The organism is Pantoea sp. GM01 (genome assembly GCF_000282675.1).
GTDB classification, from domain to species: Bacteria; Pseudomonadota; Gammaproteobacteria; order Enterobacterales; family Enterobacteriaceae; genus Pantoea; species Pantoea nemavictus.
The window spans coordinates 1-15,257 of sequence record NZ_AKIU01000033.1 but is presented as its reverse complement, the minus strand read 5'-3'; the positions used below and the strand labels follow the sequence as shown (position 1 = coordinate 15,257).

Here is a 15,257-nt window from a genome sequence, read left to right as displayed (position 1 = left end):
TGCATGATGTACTCACTGAAATTTAAACGAGGCCGGACACGCATCCGGATAGATAGATACCGACAAACACGCTTGAGCGTGAGATTTGAGGAAAACAAAGATGGGACTGTTTAACATTGCACCAGCTCAGGCTGGTTCTCGCTTCCGTGATGACTACGGCGCCGCGACAATCGTAAACACTTATATCACTTCTCACTGCAGCAAATTGCGCAGTATCCCGGTAGCTCAGCCGATCGCGGTTGTCGCTTGCGGGGGCCTGAACAATGTCGCTTAACACCTCTGCCGCACCTCAGCGTGCACACCTGAAAAAATCCCTGACCTTGATCCCGGTTGTCATGATGGGCCTGGCGTATATGCAGCCAATGACCCTGTTTGATACCTTCGGTATCGTGTCTGGATTGACCGACGGCCACGTCGCCACCGCTTATGCTTTCGCCCTGATCGCGATTCTGTTTACTGCCGTGAGCTACGGCAAGCTGGTACGCCGCTTCCCATCTGCGGGCTCCGCTTACACCTATGCTCAGAAGGCAATCAGTCCGCACGTCGGCTTTATGGTTGGCTGGTCATCACTGCTGGACTACCTGTTCATGCCGATGATCAACATCCTGCTGGCGAAAAGCTACTTTGAAACGCTGGTGCCGGGCATTCCGTCGTGGATCTTCGTGGTGCTGCTGGTGGCCTTTATGACCATCTCCAACCTGCGTGGAATCAAAACCGTTGCCAACTTCAACAGCGTGATTGTCGTGCTGCAAGTGGTGGTGATGGTGGTGATTACCGGCATGGTGGTTTACGGTGTGGCGCACGGTGTTGGCGAAGGAACGTTAACCAGCAGCAAGCCGTTCTGGTCTGAGAATGCGCATGTGGTGCCGATGATTACTGGCGCGACCATTCTGTGCTTCTCGTTCCTCGGTTTTGACGGCATCAGTTCGCTGTCGGAAGAGACCAAAGATGCAGAACGCACCATCCCGCGCGCGATTTTCCTCACCGCGCTGATTGGTGGTGTGATCTTTATTGGTGTCTCTTACTTCCTGCAGCTGTACTTCCCGGACATCTCGCGTTTCCAGAATCCGGACTCTTCACAGCCAGAAATCATGCTGTTCGTAGCGGGTAAAGCGCTGCAGATTGGCATTCTGATTTTCTCGGTGGTGACGGTGCTGGCTTCCGGTATGGCCGCACACGCCGGTGTTTCACGTCTGATGTACGTGATGGGCCGCGATGGCGTGTTCCCGCAGCGTTTCTTTGGTTTCGTGCATCCGAAATACCGCACGCCGTCACTGAACGTGCTGCTGGTGGGTGCCGTGGCGCTGATGGCGATCAACTTCGACCTGGTCACGGCAACCGCGCTGATTAACTTCGGTGCGCTGGTCGCGTTCACCTTTGTGAACCTGTCGGTGATTGCCCAGTTCTGGATCCGTGAGAAGCGTAACAAGACGCTGAAAGATCACCTCAACTATCTGGTGCTGCCGGTAATGGGCGCCCTGACAGTCGGTGCGTTGTGGATTAACCTGGAAGAGACCTCGATGGTGCTCGGCCTGGTGTGGGCGGCGATTGGTATTATCTACCTGGCGTTTGTCACCCGCACGTTCCGCAATCCGGTACCGCAGTTCAGCGAAGAAGTGTGATTTGATTGAAGTCGCTGTCCCCCATCCCGGCCTTCCCCCGCAAGCGGGGGAAGGAGACGCTGCCACATGCAGCTTCAGCACTGACATATGGCAGCATCTTCCTCCCCCATTTATGGGGGAGGACCGAGGAGGGGGACAGCGAGCACGGACCGAGGAGGGGGACAGCGAGCACAATTTAAAAAACTCATCCCGCAATCACCAATTCCCAACTCCCCGCACTTAACGCCTCGCGTCCAGCTTTACTCAACTCCGCATCCGTAACCAGGATATCAAATCGCTCCAGCGGCAACGCCAGATGCGTAGCTATCTTGTTGTACTTTGAGCTGTCGCTCAGCAACACGCGCTTACTGCTAACATCGCTCGCCGCCTGCTTCACCGGCACTTTATCCTCATCCGGCGTATACAGCCCGCGTGGGCCCCAACAGGAAGCGGAAATAAAGGCGATATCAATCGCCAACTGACGCAAACTGCGCGCCGCCGCTTCACCCACGCTGGAACGGTTCTCACGACATACCGTACCGCCCGTGTGAATCAGCTTGCAGTCGCTACTCTCCATCAGCAGCCGCGCAATCACGAAATCATTGGTCACCACCAGCAGATCGTCACGCTCAACCAGTTCACGCGCCAGCGCTAACGTGGTGGTGCCGGCGTCCAGATAAATGCAGCTGTTGCGTGGAATGTGACGCGCAGCATACTGACCAATCGCCATCTTCTCGCCGCTGTACATGTTGGTTTTCGCCAGATGCGACGGTTCTGCCGCCAGCCGATCGGCCGAACGCACACCGCCCGATACCGACAGTACCGCGCCTTGCTCTTCCAGCTTCTGCACATCGCGACGAATCGTCATATGCGATACGCCCAACCGCTCAGTCAGCTCGGCAATGCTCACCACGCCGCGTTCAGCAACCAGCGTTAGAATTTGTTGATGACGTTCAACCGGAATCACCATGCTCTCCCTGAATTATCATTTTTTCACATTGTAGATCATCGATTCACAGCCCGCAGCACAATTTATGTTGCCGAAATCTAACAAGAAAGCCGGGCTACCAGGGAATTTCGCGTCAGGGCGGTACTGTGAATTGATGTTAATCATTACACATCTAAGTTAATTTTTGTGATGCTACGCACGTTTATTGCCCAGTATCTGCGGCAGACTTAACACCAATGAACAAATTATCACTTAAATTAACAATGGAGGTTTGCTGTGTCAGCAACCGTGAATAACATCGGCGTGATTGGTTTAGGTTCTATGGGCATGGGTGCCGCGCAGTCTTGTATCCGTGCAGGATTGAATACCTGGGGAGTTGATCTGAATCCACAGGCGCTGGAATCCCTACGTCAGGCCGGTGCACGTGATGCACAGACCTCCGCTGCCAGCTTTGCTGCAGAACTGGATGCGGTGCTGCTGCTGGTGGTTAACGCCGCGCAGGTGAAGGCCATTCTGTTCGGTGAAAACGGTGTGGCGGCGCAGCTCAAGCCGGGCACGGTGGTGATGGTGTCGTCCACCATCTCTTCACAGGATGCGCAGGCGATAGAACAGCAGCTGGCTCAGCATCAGCTGCTGATGCTGGATGCGCCCGTTTCCGGTGGCGCGGCCAAAGCGGCGGTTGGCGAGATGACCGTGATGGCGTCCGGCAGCGATGAGGCTTTTGCGCTGCTCAAGCCGGTGCTGGATGCGGTGGCGGCGAAAGTCTATCGCGTGGGCAGCGAAATCGGTCTGGGCTCCACCGTCAAAATCATTCACCAGCTGCTGGCGGGTGTGCACATTGCCGTGGGCGCCGAAGCGATGGCGCTGGCCGCGCGTGCCGGTATTCCGCTCGACACCATGTACGACGTGGTGACCAACGCCGCCGGTAACTCATGGATGTTTGAAAACCGCATGCGTCACGTGGTCGATGGCGATTACTCGCCGAAATCTGCAGTCGATATCTTCGTCAAAGATCTCAACCTGGTGGCGGATACCGCCAAGTCGCTGCACTTCCCGCTGCCGCTGGCGTCCACCGCGCTCAACATGTTTACCGAAGCCAGCAATGCCGGTCACGGTCGTGAAGATGACAGCGCGGTAATCAAAATTTTCAGCGGCATTACGCTGCCGCAGGCGAAGGAGCAGTAATCATGCGTTTAGGCGTAATCGCGGACGACTTTACTGGTGCCACCGACATTGCCAGCTTCCTGGTACAGAACGGTCTGCCGACCATTCAGTTCAACGGCGTGCCAGAAGGTCACGATGAATTAAGCGCGCAGGCGATTGTTATCAGCCTCAAGTCGCGCTCGTGCCCGGCCCAGCAGGCCATCGACCAGTCGCTGGCGGCGCTGCAGTGGCTGCAACAGCAGGGCTGCGATCGCTTCTATTTCAAATATTGCTCCACTTTCGACAGCACCGAGCATGGCAACATCGGTCCGGTGACCGATGCGCTGTTGCAGGCGCTAGGCGAAACGCAAACGGTGATCTCGCCGTCGCTGCCGGTCAACGGTCGGACGGTGTATCAGGGCTATCTGTTTGTCGCCGACCAGCTGCTGTCCGAATCGGGCATGCGCCATCATCCGGTGACGCCAATGACTGACAGCAATCTGGTGCGCCTGATGACGCGTCAGGCCAAAGGTCAGGCAGCGGTAATCAATGCAGCACAGCTGGATCAAGGTGCCGATGCGGTGCGTACGCAGCTCGATGCGCTGAAAGCGCAGGGCATCAACTATGTGGTGCTGGACGCGTTGCACGAGCAGCATCTGCTGACGCAGGGCGAGGCGCTGAAAGAGATGCGTCTGGTGACCGGTGGTTCAGGACTGGCGATTGGGATTGCCCGCGCCTGGGCGACGCAGCAACAGAACCGCGATGCCGAACAGGCTGGTCGTCCACAGGGCGAGCGCGCGGTGGTGATTTCTGGATCCTGCTCGCAGATGACCAACCGTCAGGTAGAGGCCTATCGCCAGCACGCGCCATCGCATGAAGTGCGGGTTGAACGCTGCCTCGACGATGTTGCTGGCTATGCGCAGGAGCTATGCGATTGGGTTGCCGCCCATCATCAGCCCGATCTGGCACCGTTGCTGTTTGCCACTGCCGATGCGCAGCAGCTACAGGCTATTCAGCAGCAGTACGGTGCGGCACGCAGCAGTGAAGCGGTTGAGCAGCTGTTTGCCGCCGTCACGCGCGAACTGAAAGCGCGCGGCTGGCAGCGCTTTATCGTCGCCGGCGGCGAAACCTCGGGCGTGGTAGCGCAAAGCCTGGGCGTCACCGCGTTCCATATTGGACCGATGATTTCACCGGGCGTGCCGTGGGTGCGTGACATCCAGCAGCCGCTGTCGCTGGCGCTGAAATCAGGCAACTTTGGCGACGAACAGTTCTTTGCCCGCGCACAAACGGAGTTTTCACGATGACCGAACAACAAGCACGCGAAGAGATGGTCCAGCTCGGCGCGTCCTTCTTCCAGCGCGGTTACGCCACCGGTTCGGCAGGTAACCTGTCGCTGCTGCTGGAGGATGGCCATCTGTTAGCTACGCCTACCGGCTCCTGCCTCGGCGAGCTGCAGGCCGATCGCCTGTCGAAAGTGACACTACAGGGCGAATGGCTTTCCGGCGACAAGCCCTCAAAAGAGGTGGCATTTCATCGCGCACTCTATCTCAACAATCCAAACTGCAAAGCGGTGGTGCATCTGCACAGCCACTATTTGACGGCGCTCTCCTGCCTGAGCGATCTCGACAGCGAAAACTGCATTCGCCCCTTCACGCCGTACGTGGTAATGCGCGTCGGTGATGTACCGGTGGTGCCATATTACAAACCCGGCGATCAGCGGCTAGCGGACGATTTGGCCAATCTGGCCTCGCGTTATAACGCTTTCCTGCTGGCCAATCACGGCCCGGTGGTGGTGGGAAAATCCTTGCGCGAAGCCGCTAATAACACTGAAGAACTGGAAGAGACCGCGCGTTTGATGTTCACGCTCGGCGACCGCCCGATTCGTTATCTGACCGATAGCGAAGTGGCGGAATTGAGGAACTACTGATGCCTAAGTTTGCAGCCAACTTATCGACCCAATTCGGCGAACTGCCGTTTATCGAACGCTTTGCCGCCGCGGCAAACGCCGGTTTTCGCGCCGTCGAATTCCTGTTCCCGTATGACTTTCCCGCCGAGGTGATTAAAGCCGAGCTGGAGAAACATCAGTTGGAGCTGGTGCTGTTCAACACCGCGGCAGGCAATGTGCAGGCGGGCGAATGGGGCGTTTCGGCGATCCCAGGACGTGAAGATGAGGCGCGCGCCGATATCGATCGGGCGCTGGAGTATGCGCTGGAGCTCAATTGTCAGCAGGTACATATCATGGCGGCAACGGTGCCAAACGGTGCCGATCGCGCCGCTTATGAAACCACTTTTGTGCAGAACATGCATTACGCCGCTGAACGTTTCGCGCCGCACGGTATTCGCCTGCTGCTGGAAGCGCTGAATCCCGTCACCAAGCCGAACTATCTCTACTCCAGCCAGTATCAAACGCTGGCGATGATGGCGCGTATCGATCGTCCGAACGTCTTCACCCAGCTCGATCTGTTTCATGCGCAGCTGGTGGACGGCAATCTGACCCATCTGATTCGCGAATATGCCGGGCGGTATCGTCATATCCAGATCGCCTCGGCACCGCATCGTCACGAACCGGATGAAGGCGAGATTAACTACACCTATCTGTTCAATCTGCTGGATGAGGTGGGCTACGACGGTTGGGTGGGATGTGAATATATCCCGCGCGGCCGCACCGAAGCCGGTCTTGGCTGGTTCGCGCCATACGCTAAATAACCCTTGTTTTACCCCCAGCACAGCGCTTTAACGCGCTGTGCCAATGACGTCTTACTCCAATACCTTAAAAAAACAAATTCCAACCCTACCGTAAATACTTCGAGCTGCAGGAAGGCGGCAAGTGGGTGAGTCCCCAGGAGCTTACTGAAGTCAGTGACAGGAGCGAGCACATGCAGCCAACGCACCTGCAGCTTGAAGTATTCAGGGTAGTTAAATTAGAGGGATACCATGTCTACCGCGTTGTTATTAGCTATCGCTACCGCCAGCATCGTGATCTTGCTGCTGCTGGTGATTAAAACCAAAGTGCACCCTTTCGTGGCGCTGCTGATTGTCAGCCTGCTGGTGGCGATTGCTACCGGCATTCCGGCGGACAAAATCATGGAAACCATCTTTAGCGGGATGGGCAATTTGCTGGGGCATATCACTATCATCATCGTGCTGGGGGCGATGCTGGGCGCGGTGATTGAAGCCTCGGGCGGAGCGGAGTCACTGGCGCAGCGCTTCAGTAAATCGCTGGGTATCAAACGTACCGTGGCGGCGTTGACCATGGCGGCCTTTATCCTCGGCATTCCGGTGTTCTTCGAGGTCGGCTTTATCATCGTGATTCCGCTGATTTATGGCTTCACCAAGGTGGCGCGCGTCTCGCCACTGAAGTTTGGTTTGCCGATGGCGGGCGTGATGCTGACGGTGCACGTGGCGCTTCCAACCCATCCGGGTGCGGCGGCAGCGGCGGGTATTCTGCATACCGATATGGGCTGGTTGATGATGCTGGGCATCCTGATCTCGATTCCGGTGGGCATCGTGGGCTACTACGTGGCGAAAGCGATGAACCTGCGTCAGTACCACCTTTCGGTCGATGTGCTGGAGCAGTTGCAGCTGGCGAAGCCGGAAGGGCAGGCGAAAAATGACGCGCCACCGCCGGGTGCGCTGACCATTACCGGCCTGATTGTGGTACCGATCCTGTTAATCGTGATGGGGACTCTGGCACACACCACGCTGGCAGAAGGCAGCATGCTGCGCTCAGTAATGACGGTAATTGGTACGCCAGCGATTGCGTTGCTGATTGCCCTTGGGCTGGCGGCATGGCTGCTGGGCGTGCGTCGCGGCTGGAGTAAAGAGAAGCTGGAAGATTTGACTGGCCGCGCAATTCCCAGTTCCGCCAGCGTGATTCTGGTGGCGGGTGCGGGCGGTGCATTTGGTAAGGTGTTGGTGGAGTCTGGCGTGGGTAAAGCGTTGGCGTTGACGCTGGAAACCCTGCATCTGCCGCTGGTACCGGCTGCGTTTATTCTGTCGCTGGCGCTGCGTGCCTCGCAGGGATCGGCAACGGTAGCGATTCTCACCACCAGCGGTTTGCTAAGCCAGGCGGTCGGTGATGTGACGGATATGCAGCGCGTATTGGTGACGCTGGCGGCCTGTTTCGGCGGGTTAGGCTTGTCTCACGTCAATGATGCGGGCTTCTGGGTAGTGACGCGCTATCTGGGCTTATCGGTAGCGGATGGACTGAAAACCTGGACGGTGCTGACTACCGTGATGGGCCTGAGCGGTTTTGCGCTGACGTGGCTGGTGTGGGGAATGATTTAAGTTCTCAGGTCGCCATGAATGGCGACCCTAAAAACGGGCATTGCGTAGGGTCGCCATTCATGGCGACCTCTCACCAGACCGCAGAGGACTAAGACACCAGCTCCTGCGCATACAAATACAGCGCCTTCAGCTGCGCCATCTTCTCGCTGTTATCCTCATGCAAACTCGCCAGCGACTCCAGCTCCTGCAGGAACGCCTGCACACGATCGGCATTAAGCACTTCGCGGCGATGTTGCAGCCAGCGCTGCTGCTCTGCGTCATCCAGCGTGCCGGGGAAATTACGTGCACGATAGCGGAACAGCAGTTTGCCAATGCGCTTATCTTCGAAGGTCAAATCCAGGGCCGGTAAGTTCTGCGGCGGCGTCTGGCGCAGAATATTCATGCCCGCGCGATCGGCATCGCTAAAGAATCCGTCATACAGCTGCGCATCCACGTCATCTGTAGGTTTAAACGGCTCCGCTTCGGCAAACAGCGCCACCACTTTTTCCCGTACTTCCGCATGCTCGCGCAGCACCTTGAGGTTCGCCAGGCAGCGTTGGCGATCGATACCTAAGCGCGCAGCATCTTCCGGACGCAGCGTGCTCGCCGGCGCCAGCACCGGACATTTATTGATATGCACCAGCTTAATCGGCACCGCTGCCAGATCGCCTAAATCACTGTGGCGCGTATACAGGCGCTCACGCAGTTCCTCTGATTCCAGCTCAAGCAGCGGCGACATATCACCGGCCAAATCAGCGACAATCAGCGCATTACGGTTATCCGGATGCCACGCCAGCGGCACAATCCAGCTGGTGTTGCCGCGCGCCGCGCCGAACATGCCGGAAACGTGCACCAGCGGCTTCATCTGCGGGATATCAATCAGCGTCATCAATTTCTGCTTGTTGCGATGGGTAAACAGAAACTCAAACAGCTTCGGCTGCTTCTCTTTCACCAGTTTCGCCATCGCCAGCGTGGCGTAAACGTCGGACATCGCATCGTGCGCCTGTTCGTGCGCCACGCTGTTGGCCTTAGTGAGATGCTCCAGCTTAAAGCTCGGGAAGCCATCATCATTCTCTGGCCACACGATCCCTTCCGGACGCAGCGCGTAGCAGGCGCGCATCACGTCCAGTAGATCCCAGCGCGAATTGCCGTTCTGCCAGCTCCAGCCGTAAGGATCGAAGAAGTTGCGGTAGAAAATATTGCGCGTCACTTCATCATCAAAACGCACATTGTTGTAACCAATCACACAGGTTTGCGGTTCGCTAAACAGGCCATGAATGCGTTCAGCAAACGCCGCTTCTGTAACGCCGCGCGCTTTGGCGGTTTGCGGCGTAATGCCGGTGATCATCACCGCTTCTGGCTGTGGCAGATAATCGTCGGCGGGCTGGCAATAAAAGACCTGCGGTTCACCTACTGCATTGAATTCTTTATCGGTACGCAGGCCGGCAAACTGCGCCGGACGGTCCAGCGACGGACTTTTACCGAAGGTCTCATAATCGTGGAACAAGAAGGTGAACTCAGAGGCGGGCACGGCGTTATCCTGGCTAGATAGAATCAACGCACAGGATAGTCGTCCCTGGTTAGCAGTACAACCTTCATCCTGTTCGCTGCGAGCGGGCGCGCAGCATTTATGCGCAGTTCATACTTTTTTTCAATTTATTCAGATCTGTAAGCGCTATTTGCCGTAAAACGTGCGGCGGTAAATTCATTTTTTGATTTCGAGGAAGAAGTGTTGAAAAGGCGTCTGCTGGTTACTGTATCTGGAATGATTGTTTGGGCATCGTTGGCGCAGGCTGACGACAGCATGCCGTTTCCCCTGACGCCGCCGCCGATTGATGCGGCTTCGTGGGTGTTGATGGACGCCACTACCGGTCAAATTTTGACAGCCGGTAACCCGGACGAAGAGCGCAACCCGGCGAGCCTGACGAAATTGATGACCGGCTACGTTGTTGATCGCGCCATCGATCAGAATAAAGTCAGCCGCGATGACAAAGTCACCATCGGCAAAGATGCATGGGGCGCGGGCAATCCGGTGTTCAAAGGCTCTTCACTGATGTTCCTCAAACCGGGCGATCAGGTCACGGTGCGCGATCTGATGCGCGGCGTGATCATCGATTCCGGTAACGATGCATGCGTGGCGCTGGCGGATCACGTGGCCGGCAGTGAAGGCAGCTTTGTCACCATGATGAACAACTACGTGCAGAAGCTCGGTCTGACGCACACCCATTTTGAAACCGTGCACGGCCTTGATGCGCCGGGTCAACACACCACGGCACGCGATTTGGCGGTGCTGTCGCGCGCGATTATCAGCGGCGAGCCCGATTTCTACGCCATGTACGGCGAGAAAACCCTCACGTGGAACGGCATCACCCAGAACAACCGTAACGGTTTGCTGTGGGATCAAAATCTGCACGTCGATGGCCTGAAAACTGGTCACACCGAAAGCGCGGGCTTTAACATCATCGCTTCCAGCGTGGTGGGACGTCATCGCCTGATTGCGGTGATCATGGGCGGCAAGAGCCCGAAAGGCCGTGAAGATCAGGCGCGTAAGCTGCTGGTGTGGGGCCAAAACACCTTTGATACCGTGCAACTGTTCCACGCCGGCAAAAAAATCGGCACGGAAAACGTCTGGTACGGCAATCCGCATAAAGTCGATGTTGGCACCACGCAGGATATCTACCTGTCGCTGCCGCGCACCGAAGTCTCTAATGTGATGGCGAAGTACGTGATCGATCGCAAAGACCTGGAAGCGCCGCTCAAAGCGGGTGAGCAGATTGGTGAAATTCAGGTGATGGACAAAGATAAGCAGCTGGCCAGCTATCCACTCTATACCCTGCAAGCGGTTGAACAGGCTGGCATCATTACGCGCATCAGCGATTACGTGAAACAGAAACTGTAATCCATCGCGTATTTCAGCGCCGTCACGCGTGCCGTGGCGCGCTGGTGGTGGCACAATCGTGCTTTCGGCGGCTGAATTGAGGCGAGGTATGAAAGCATCGATTGTTGAACGTAATCCGCAAAGCTGGCTGGGCTACTCTCTGCAAGGCCCGTGGCAGGAAACCGTGCCGCGCGGCTTTAACCGGCTGAAACGCTGGGTGAGCGAGCACCAGGCAGCAGGCGAATGGCTGGCGATTTATTACGGCAATCCGCAGGAGTTGCCGCCTGAAGCGCTGCGCGTCGAGACGGTGATTACCGCAGCGGAGGACGCAATCCCTGCGGTGGGCGACGATATCGAAAAAGGATTATTGCCCGGCGGACGCTATTTCCATGCGCGCATCGAAGTACTCGAGAATGATTTTTTCAGCGCGTGGCACAGTTTGTTCGACAGCTTAAAAGCGCAGGGCGGCTGGCAAGTGGACAATCGTCCCTGTTTCGAACACTACCTTACTGATGGATCTGACAGCGGCACCTGGCTGGTGGATATGTACATTCCGGTGCGCGCGGCTGAATAAAATACGCGGTCACCATAAATGGCGACCGATTCAATCACCGCACAAAACCCGATGCGTTACATCAATGTTTCTATTGAGGAAATTAGATGTAACGCGCATGTTGAATTTCAGCCAAAGACAAAAATAATTGCGTTCAACCCTGATGGTTCGCGCATCGCCAGGGTAACATAGCGCGCAAATTTGTATCGTTCCCGGACAACCATGTTACGCGCTGACAAGCCCATCTCGCAGATTGAGTTCTGGTTCTACCGCCACTATCGCGCCGTACACGGCGTGCGCATCGCCATCGCCTTTGTACTGTGCTTCCTGTTTGTACGCCTCACCGACATTCCTGAAGGCACCTGGCCGCTGATTACGCTGGTGGTGGTGATGGGGCCGATTTCAACCTGGGGCAATGTGCTGCCGCGCGTGGTGCAGCGCATTAGCGGCACCTTTGCCGGTCTGATCTCCGGTTTGATTGCGCTGAAGCTGGAACTGTTTTCGCTGCCGGTGATGCTGGTGTGGTGCGCCATCGTTATGGTGGTGTGCGGCTATCTGACGCTGGGAAAACATCCCTATATGGCGTTGCTGATTGGCATTACGCTCGGTGTGGTGGTCGGCGCGCCGGCGGGCGATTTCACAATCGCTATGTGGCGCGGCGGCGATGTGATTCTGGGTTCGCTGATGGCGCTGCTGTTTAGCGCTATCTGGGCACAGCGGGCTTACACCCATTGGCGCATCCAGCTGTCGGACGCGTTTATCGCCATGGCCAAGCTGCATCACACCGGTTTCTCTGCCAACCTGCTGGAAAAACCGCGGCTGAATAAGCCCTTTCAGAAGCTGCTAAGTAGCGTGATTAAAATGCGCTCGCTGCTTGATCCCTCCAGCAAGGAGACGCGTATTCCGAAATCGGTGTTTGAGGCCATTCAGACCATCAACCGGAACATGGTCAACACCATGCAGATGCAGATTGATGCGTGGTGGTCATCGCGCGAGAGTCATCTGATTATGCTCAACGCGCCGACGCTGCGCCGCACCCAGCAGATGACGGAAGACACGCTCAATGCGCTGGCGACGCTGATGGTAAAAGGCGAAACCGAGGAGATCACCGCTAACAGTCACGCGCTGGAAGAGATCACCCAGGAACTGGAGCAGCTGATTGCCAATCGCAGCGGACGCTCTGAAACCACGGCGATCTACGGCTATGTCTGGCTGAGCCTTGAACAGGCGCGTCAGCTGGAGCGTATGACGGATTTAGTGCGTCTGGCGCTGCGTAAATAGTTTTCTCAGGCAATGACTTAATGTGAATCACGCTTTCTTTGCGCTAAGATAAGCGCCAGTCCGAATTTAGCTGTGAGAATTGCAACCCTTGCGGCCAACCCGCTAAGCTAAACGTTATGACTATTCCGCCTGCCGATGCAGGCCTTAAGAAAGGTGCCAACATGGAAAATGCCAAGCAATCATTTCAGGACGTACTGGAGTTTGTGCGTATGTTCCGTCGTAAAAACAAACTGCAGCGCGAAATCGTGGATAACGAGAAGAAAGTCCGTGATAACCAGAAACGTGTGTTGCTGCTGGACAACCTGAGTGAATACATCAAGCCCGGCATGAGCATTGAGGCGGTTCAGGAAATCATCGCCAGCATGCGTGTGGACTATGAAGACCGCGTGGATGAGTACATCATCAAAAACGCTGACCTCTCTAAAGAGCGTCGCGAGCTGTCGAAGAAATTGAAAGCGATGGGCGAGCCTAAACCGCAGTAATTCTCGTTTTAGCTTCCACACTGAGGTCGTCATTTATGACGACCTTTTTTATTTCTGCATCCCGCTCAACGTAACAGCTGACGCGCCAGCGCCTGCAGCTGCTGTGCAATCTCCGTCACATTCACCCGATCCTGCTGCGGTGCCGCCGTGGTCTCACGCAGCACCAGCTCGGTCTCCAGCGTTTTCTCAGCGGCATCGCCGCCTTCCAACTGCGCCAGTAATCGCTCGACGCTGACCGCGCCTAACTGCTGCAAATCCTGACGCACGGTGGTTAACGGGGGCTGATACCACGCGCTTTCTGCCGTGTCGTCGTAGCCAATCAGCGAAATCTCTGCGGGGATCTTCACGCCGTGCTGATGCAGGGCACGCATCGCGCCGAGCGCCATCTGATCGTTAGCAACCAGCAGCGCCTGTGGCAGCCGATCGGGCAACTGCGTCAGCAGTGCCTGATAACCGGATGCCGCGCTCCAGTCGCCGCTCAGCACGCAGCAGGGCGCCAGCTGGTGTGCGGCCAGCGCCTGCTGCCACGCCGCATAGCGCGCGCGGGCTGAAGCGGAACTGGCGGGGCCATTCAACACGCCTATCTGCCGATGGCCGAGCGCTACCAGATGATCCACCGCCTGCTGCGCGCCAGATTCGCTCTGATATTGGCACTGCGCGACTGCGGCGTGGCGCTCAACATCAAGAAATAGCACCGGTTTGCGATCGCACTGCAGCTGAATCTGCGCCGCTTGCTCCGCATCCAGCGGCAGATTAATCAGCAGCGCATCAACCCGCTGCGCCAGCAGCTCGTTGACCGTATCCTGCGGCGCGCTGCCCGCATTCGCCATGGCGATCACCAGATGATAGCCCTGCGCCGCGGCACGTTGCTGAATTGCCGAAGCAATTTGCGCCGGTGCCATCAACGCCAAATCGCTGGTGGCGAGACCCAAAGTGCGGGTGTTTTTCCCCGCCAGCTGCTGCGCTACGCGATTTGGCACATAGTTGAGCTGCTGCATCGCCGCTTCCACTTTGGCGCGGGTACGCGGCGAAACCTGCTCAGAATGGTTAAGTACGCGGGAAACGGTTTGATAGGAAACCCCAGCCAGATGAGCGACATCGTCAAGGGTTACGGAACGCGCAGTCATTGATCTCTCCTGAAGATTGAGCGGCGAGTGTAGCAAATTTTTCCCTGCTGCCGCGCGCTTAAGCCGCTACACTGCCAGAGGAAACGTGAGGAGAATGGGATGCAGCTCAACAACGATCAGATTCAGGATATCAACACCCTGGCGGCCTGGCTGGCACTGGATCACATGCCTGCCGACGGCACGCTCGATATCGATTTAGCGATTTTAGCTGGTCACGCGGTACTGCCGAATGTGGAAGCGGTGATTGCCGTAGCGAAAAAGTATCAGCTGCCGCTGCTAATCAGCGGGGGTATCGGCCACTCAACGCCGCTGTTGACGGAGATGCTGGCGGCACATCCGCTGTATCGGCAAATCGACAGCAACGATAAAAGCGAAGCCGCCTTGCTGGCAGACGTAGCACGCGTATTCGCCGCGCTGCCGGACGATCAGCTGCTGCTGGAAACCGCATCGCGTAACTGTGGCGAAAACGCCGCCTTCAGCCAGACATTACTGGATGAGCACAACTGGCAGCCGCAGCGCGTGCTGCTGGTGCAGGATCCGCTGATGCAGCGTCGCACCTGGGAAACCTTCCGCTACCAATGGCGCGATCGCGCAGATGCACCGGAATTTATCAGCTGGCCGGTGTTTAAGCCCCAGGTGATGATGGATGCGGGCATGCTGCGTATTATCGGCGCGCCGCCGCAGGGCTTGTGGTCGATGGAGCGTTTTCTGTCGCTGCTGATGGGGGAAATCCAGCGCCTGCGTGACGACGAAAGTGGTTACGGGCCGCGCGGCAAAGGTTTCCTCGGTCACGTTGAGGTGCCAGAGGAAGTCGAAGCCGGCTGGCAGCGGTTGAAACAGCTGCCGGGCGTGCAGTCACGCTTGTGATGTTTCGGTCGCCATAAATGGCGTAATGCTCGTCAGTTAAGCAGCGTACTGGCATCGCAGGGGTTCCGCCCGCTAAGCGTATGGCAGTTTCAGAATGTGTGAAGCCGGCG

Annotated in this window: 14 protein-coding genes; 11 read left to right on the top strand and 3 right to left on the bottom strand. The window is 57.0% G+C overall.

Features of this window, described 5'->3' with window-relative positions; translation table 11 throughout:
• Positions 1–263: 263 nt before the first annotated feature.
• Positions 264–1,622, top strand: a complete 1,359-nt coding sequence (locus tag PMI17_RS09770; RefSeq protein WP_007888862.1) for an APC family permease — start codon at positions 264–266, stop codon at positions 1,620–1,622.
• Positions 1,623–1,806: 184 nt separating this feature from the next.
• On the opposite strand, the gene ygbI is transcribed toward PMI17_RS09770, so the two are convergent.
• Positions 1,807–2,568 (bottom strand): DNA-binding transcriptional repressor YgbI, encoded by a 762-nt coding sequence (ygbI, locus tag PMI17_RS09765; RefSeq protein ID WP_036620801.1) that lies wholly within the window; start codon positions 2,566–2,568, stop codon positions 1,807–1,809.
• Between the two features lie 258 nt (positions 2,569–2,826).
• On the opposite strand from ygbI, the gene ltnD reads away from it, so the two are divergent.
• From ltnD to PMI17_RS09740, 5 genes are all read left to right on the top strand, one after another.
• On the top strand, positions 2,827–3,735 hold the full coding sequence (ltnD, locus tag PMI17_RS09760) for an L-threonate dehydrogenase (RefSeq protein WP_007888859.1): 909 nt from the start codon (positions 2,827–2,829) through the stop codon (positions 3,733–3,735).
• Between the two features lie 2 nt (positions 3,736–3,737).
• A complete protein-coding gene (gene otnK, locus PMI17_RS09755) occupies positions 3,738–4,997 on the top strand; it encodes a 3-oxo-tetronate kinase (protein WP_007888858.1) in 1,260 nt (419 codons plus the stop codon).
• Positions 4,994–5,620: an aldolase gene (locus PMI17_RS09750; protein WP_007888852.1), complete on the top strand. Its 627-nt coding sequence runs from the start codon at positions 4,994–4,996 to the stop codon at positions 5,618–5,620. The genes otnK and PMI17_RS09750 overlap by 4 nt, the downstream gene beginning before the upstream one ends.
• Positions 5,620–6,399, top strand: coding sequence for an HPr family phosphocarrier protein (locus PMI17_RS09745; protein WP_007888851.1), 780 nt, complete (start codon positions 5,620–5,622; stop codon positions 6,397–6,399). Before PMI17_RS09750 ends, PMI17_RS09745 begins: the two co-directional genes overlap by 1 nt.
• Positions 6,400–6,627: 228 nt before the next feature.
• The gene (locus PMI17_RS09740; RefSeq protein WP_007888850.1) at positions 6,628–7,980 is read left to right on the top strand and encodes a GntP family transporter; all 1,353 of its coding nucleotides are present in this window, start codon (positions 6,628–6,630) and stop codon (positions 7,978–7,980) included.
• An 88-nt stretch (positions 7,981–8,068) separates the two neighbouring features.
• Here PMI17_RS09740 and sbcB read toward each other — a convergent pair whose 3' ends face one another.
• Positions 8,069–9,490 carry an exodeoxyribonuclease I gene (gene sbcB / locus PMI17_RS09735; protein ID WP_007888849.1) on the bottom strand — a complete coding sequence of 474 codons (1,422 nt, stop codon included), beginning with the start codon at positions 9,488–9,490 and terminating at the stop codon, positions 8,069–8,071.
• A gap of 201 nt (positions 9,491–9,691) precedes the next feature.
• On the opposite strand from sbcB, the gene dacD reads away from it, so the two are divergent.
• The 4 genes from dacD to tmaR all read left to right on the top strand — a co-directional run bounded on the left by dacD (position 9,692) and on the right by tmaR (position 13,153).
• Positions 9,692–10,858, top strand: coding sequence for a serine-type D-Ala-D-Ala carboxypeptidase DacD (gene dacD, locus PMI17_RS09730; RefSeq protein ID WP_193372777.1), 1,167 nt, complete (start codon positions 9,692–9,694; stop codon positions 10,856–10,858).
• Between the two features lie 88 nt (positions 10,859–10,946).
• Positions 10,947–11,411 carry a GyrI-like domain-containing protein gene (locus tag PMI17_RS09725; RefSeq protein ID WP_007888847.1) on the top strand — a complete coding sequence of 155 codons (465 nt, stop codon included), beginning with the start codon at positions 10,947–10,949 and terminating at the stop codon, positions 11,409–11,411.
• 201 nt (positions 11,412–11,612) lie between these two features.
• The gene (locus tag PMI17_RS09720; protein WP_007888846.1) at positions 11,613–12,671 is read left to right on the top strand and encodes an FUSC family protein; all 1,059 of its coding nucleotides are present in this window, start codon (positions 11,613–11,615) and stop codon (positions 12,669–12,671) included.
• Positions 12,672–12,832: 161 nt separating this feature from the next.
• Positions 12,833–13,153 carry a PTS system regulator TmaR gene (gene tmaR / locus PMI17_RS09715; protein WP_007888845.1) on the top strand — a complete coding sequence of 107 codons (321 nt, stop codon included), beginning with the start codon at positions 12,833–12,835 and terminating at the stop codon, positions 13,151–13,153.
• 65 nt (positions 13,154–13,218) lie between these two features.
• On the opposite strand, the gene PMI17_RS09710 is transcribed toward tmaR, so the two are convergent.
• The gene (locus PMI17_RS09710) at positions 13,219–14,280 is read right to left on the bottom strand and encodes a LacI family DNA-binding transcriptional regulator (RefSeq protein WP_007888844.1); all 1,062 of its coding nucleotides are present in this window, start codon (positions 14,278–14,280) and stop codon (positions 13,219–13,221) included.
• Between the two features lie 99 nt (positions 14,281–14,379).
• On the opposite strand from PMI17_RS09710, the gene PMI17_RS09705 reads away from it, so the two are divergent.
• The gene (locus PMI17_RS09705) at positions 14,380–15,147 is read left to right on the top strand and encodes a YdcF family protein (RefSeq protein WP_007888843.1); all 768 of its coding nucleotides are present in this window, start codon (positions 14,380–14,382) and stop codon (positions 15,145–15,147) included.
• Positions 15,148–15,257 lie beyond the last annotated feature (110 nt).

Excerpts from the sequence above, each read along its gene's own strand:
- PMI17_RS09770 (WP_007888862.1), top strand. The coding sequence starts at position 264 with ATGTCGCTTAACACCTCTGCCGCACCTCAGCGTGCACACCTGAAAAAA.
- otnK (WP_007888858.1), top strand. The coding sequence starts at position 3,738 with ATGCGTTTAGGCGTAATCGCGGACGACTTTACTGGTGCCACCGACATT.
- PMI17_RS09750 (WP_007888852.1), top strand. The coding sequence starts at position 4,994 with ATGACCGAACAACAAGCACGCGAAGAGATGGTCCAGCTCGGCGCGTCC.
- PMI17_RS09745 (WP_007888851.1), top strand. The coding sequence starts at position 5,620 with ATGCCTAAGTTTGCAGCCAACTTATCGACCCAATTCGGCGAACTGCCG.
- PMI17_RS09740 (WP_007888850.1), top strand. The coding sequence starts at position 6,628 with ATGTCTACCGCGTTGTTATTAGCTATCGCTACCGCCAGCATCGTGATC.
- PMI17_RS09725 (WP_007888847.1), top strand. The coding sequence starts at position 10,947 with ATGAAAGCATCGATTGTTGAACGTAATCCGCAAAGCTGGCTGGGCTAC.
- PMI17_RS09720 (WP_007888846.1), top strand. The coding sequence starts at position 11,613 with ATGTTACGCGCTGACAAGCCCATCTCGCAGATTGAGTTCTGGTTCTAC.
- tmaR (WP_007888845.1), top strand. The coding sequence starts at position 12,833 with ATGGAAAATGCCAAGCAATCATTTCAGGACGTACTGGAGTTTGTGCGT.
- PMI17_RS09710 (WP_007888844.1), bottom strand. The coding sequence starts at position 14,280 with ATGACTGCGCGTTCCGTAACCCTTGACGATGTCGCTCATCTGGCTGGG.
- PMI17_RS09705 (WP_007888843.1), top strand. The coding sequence starts at position 14,380 with ATGCAGCTCAACAACGATCAGATTCAGGATATCAACACCCTGGCGGCC.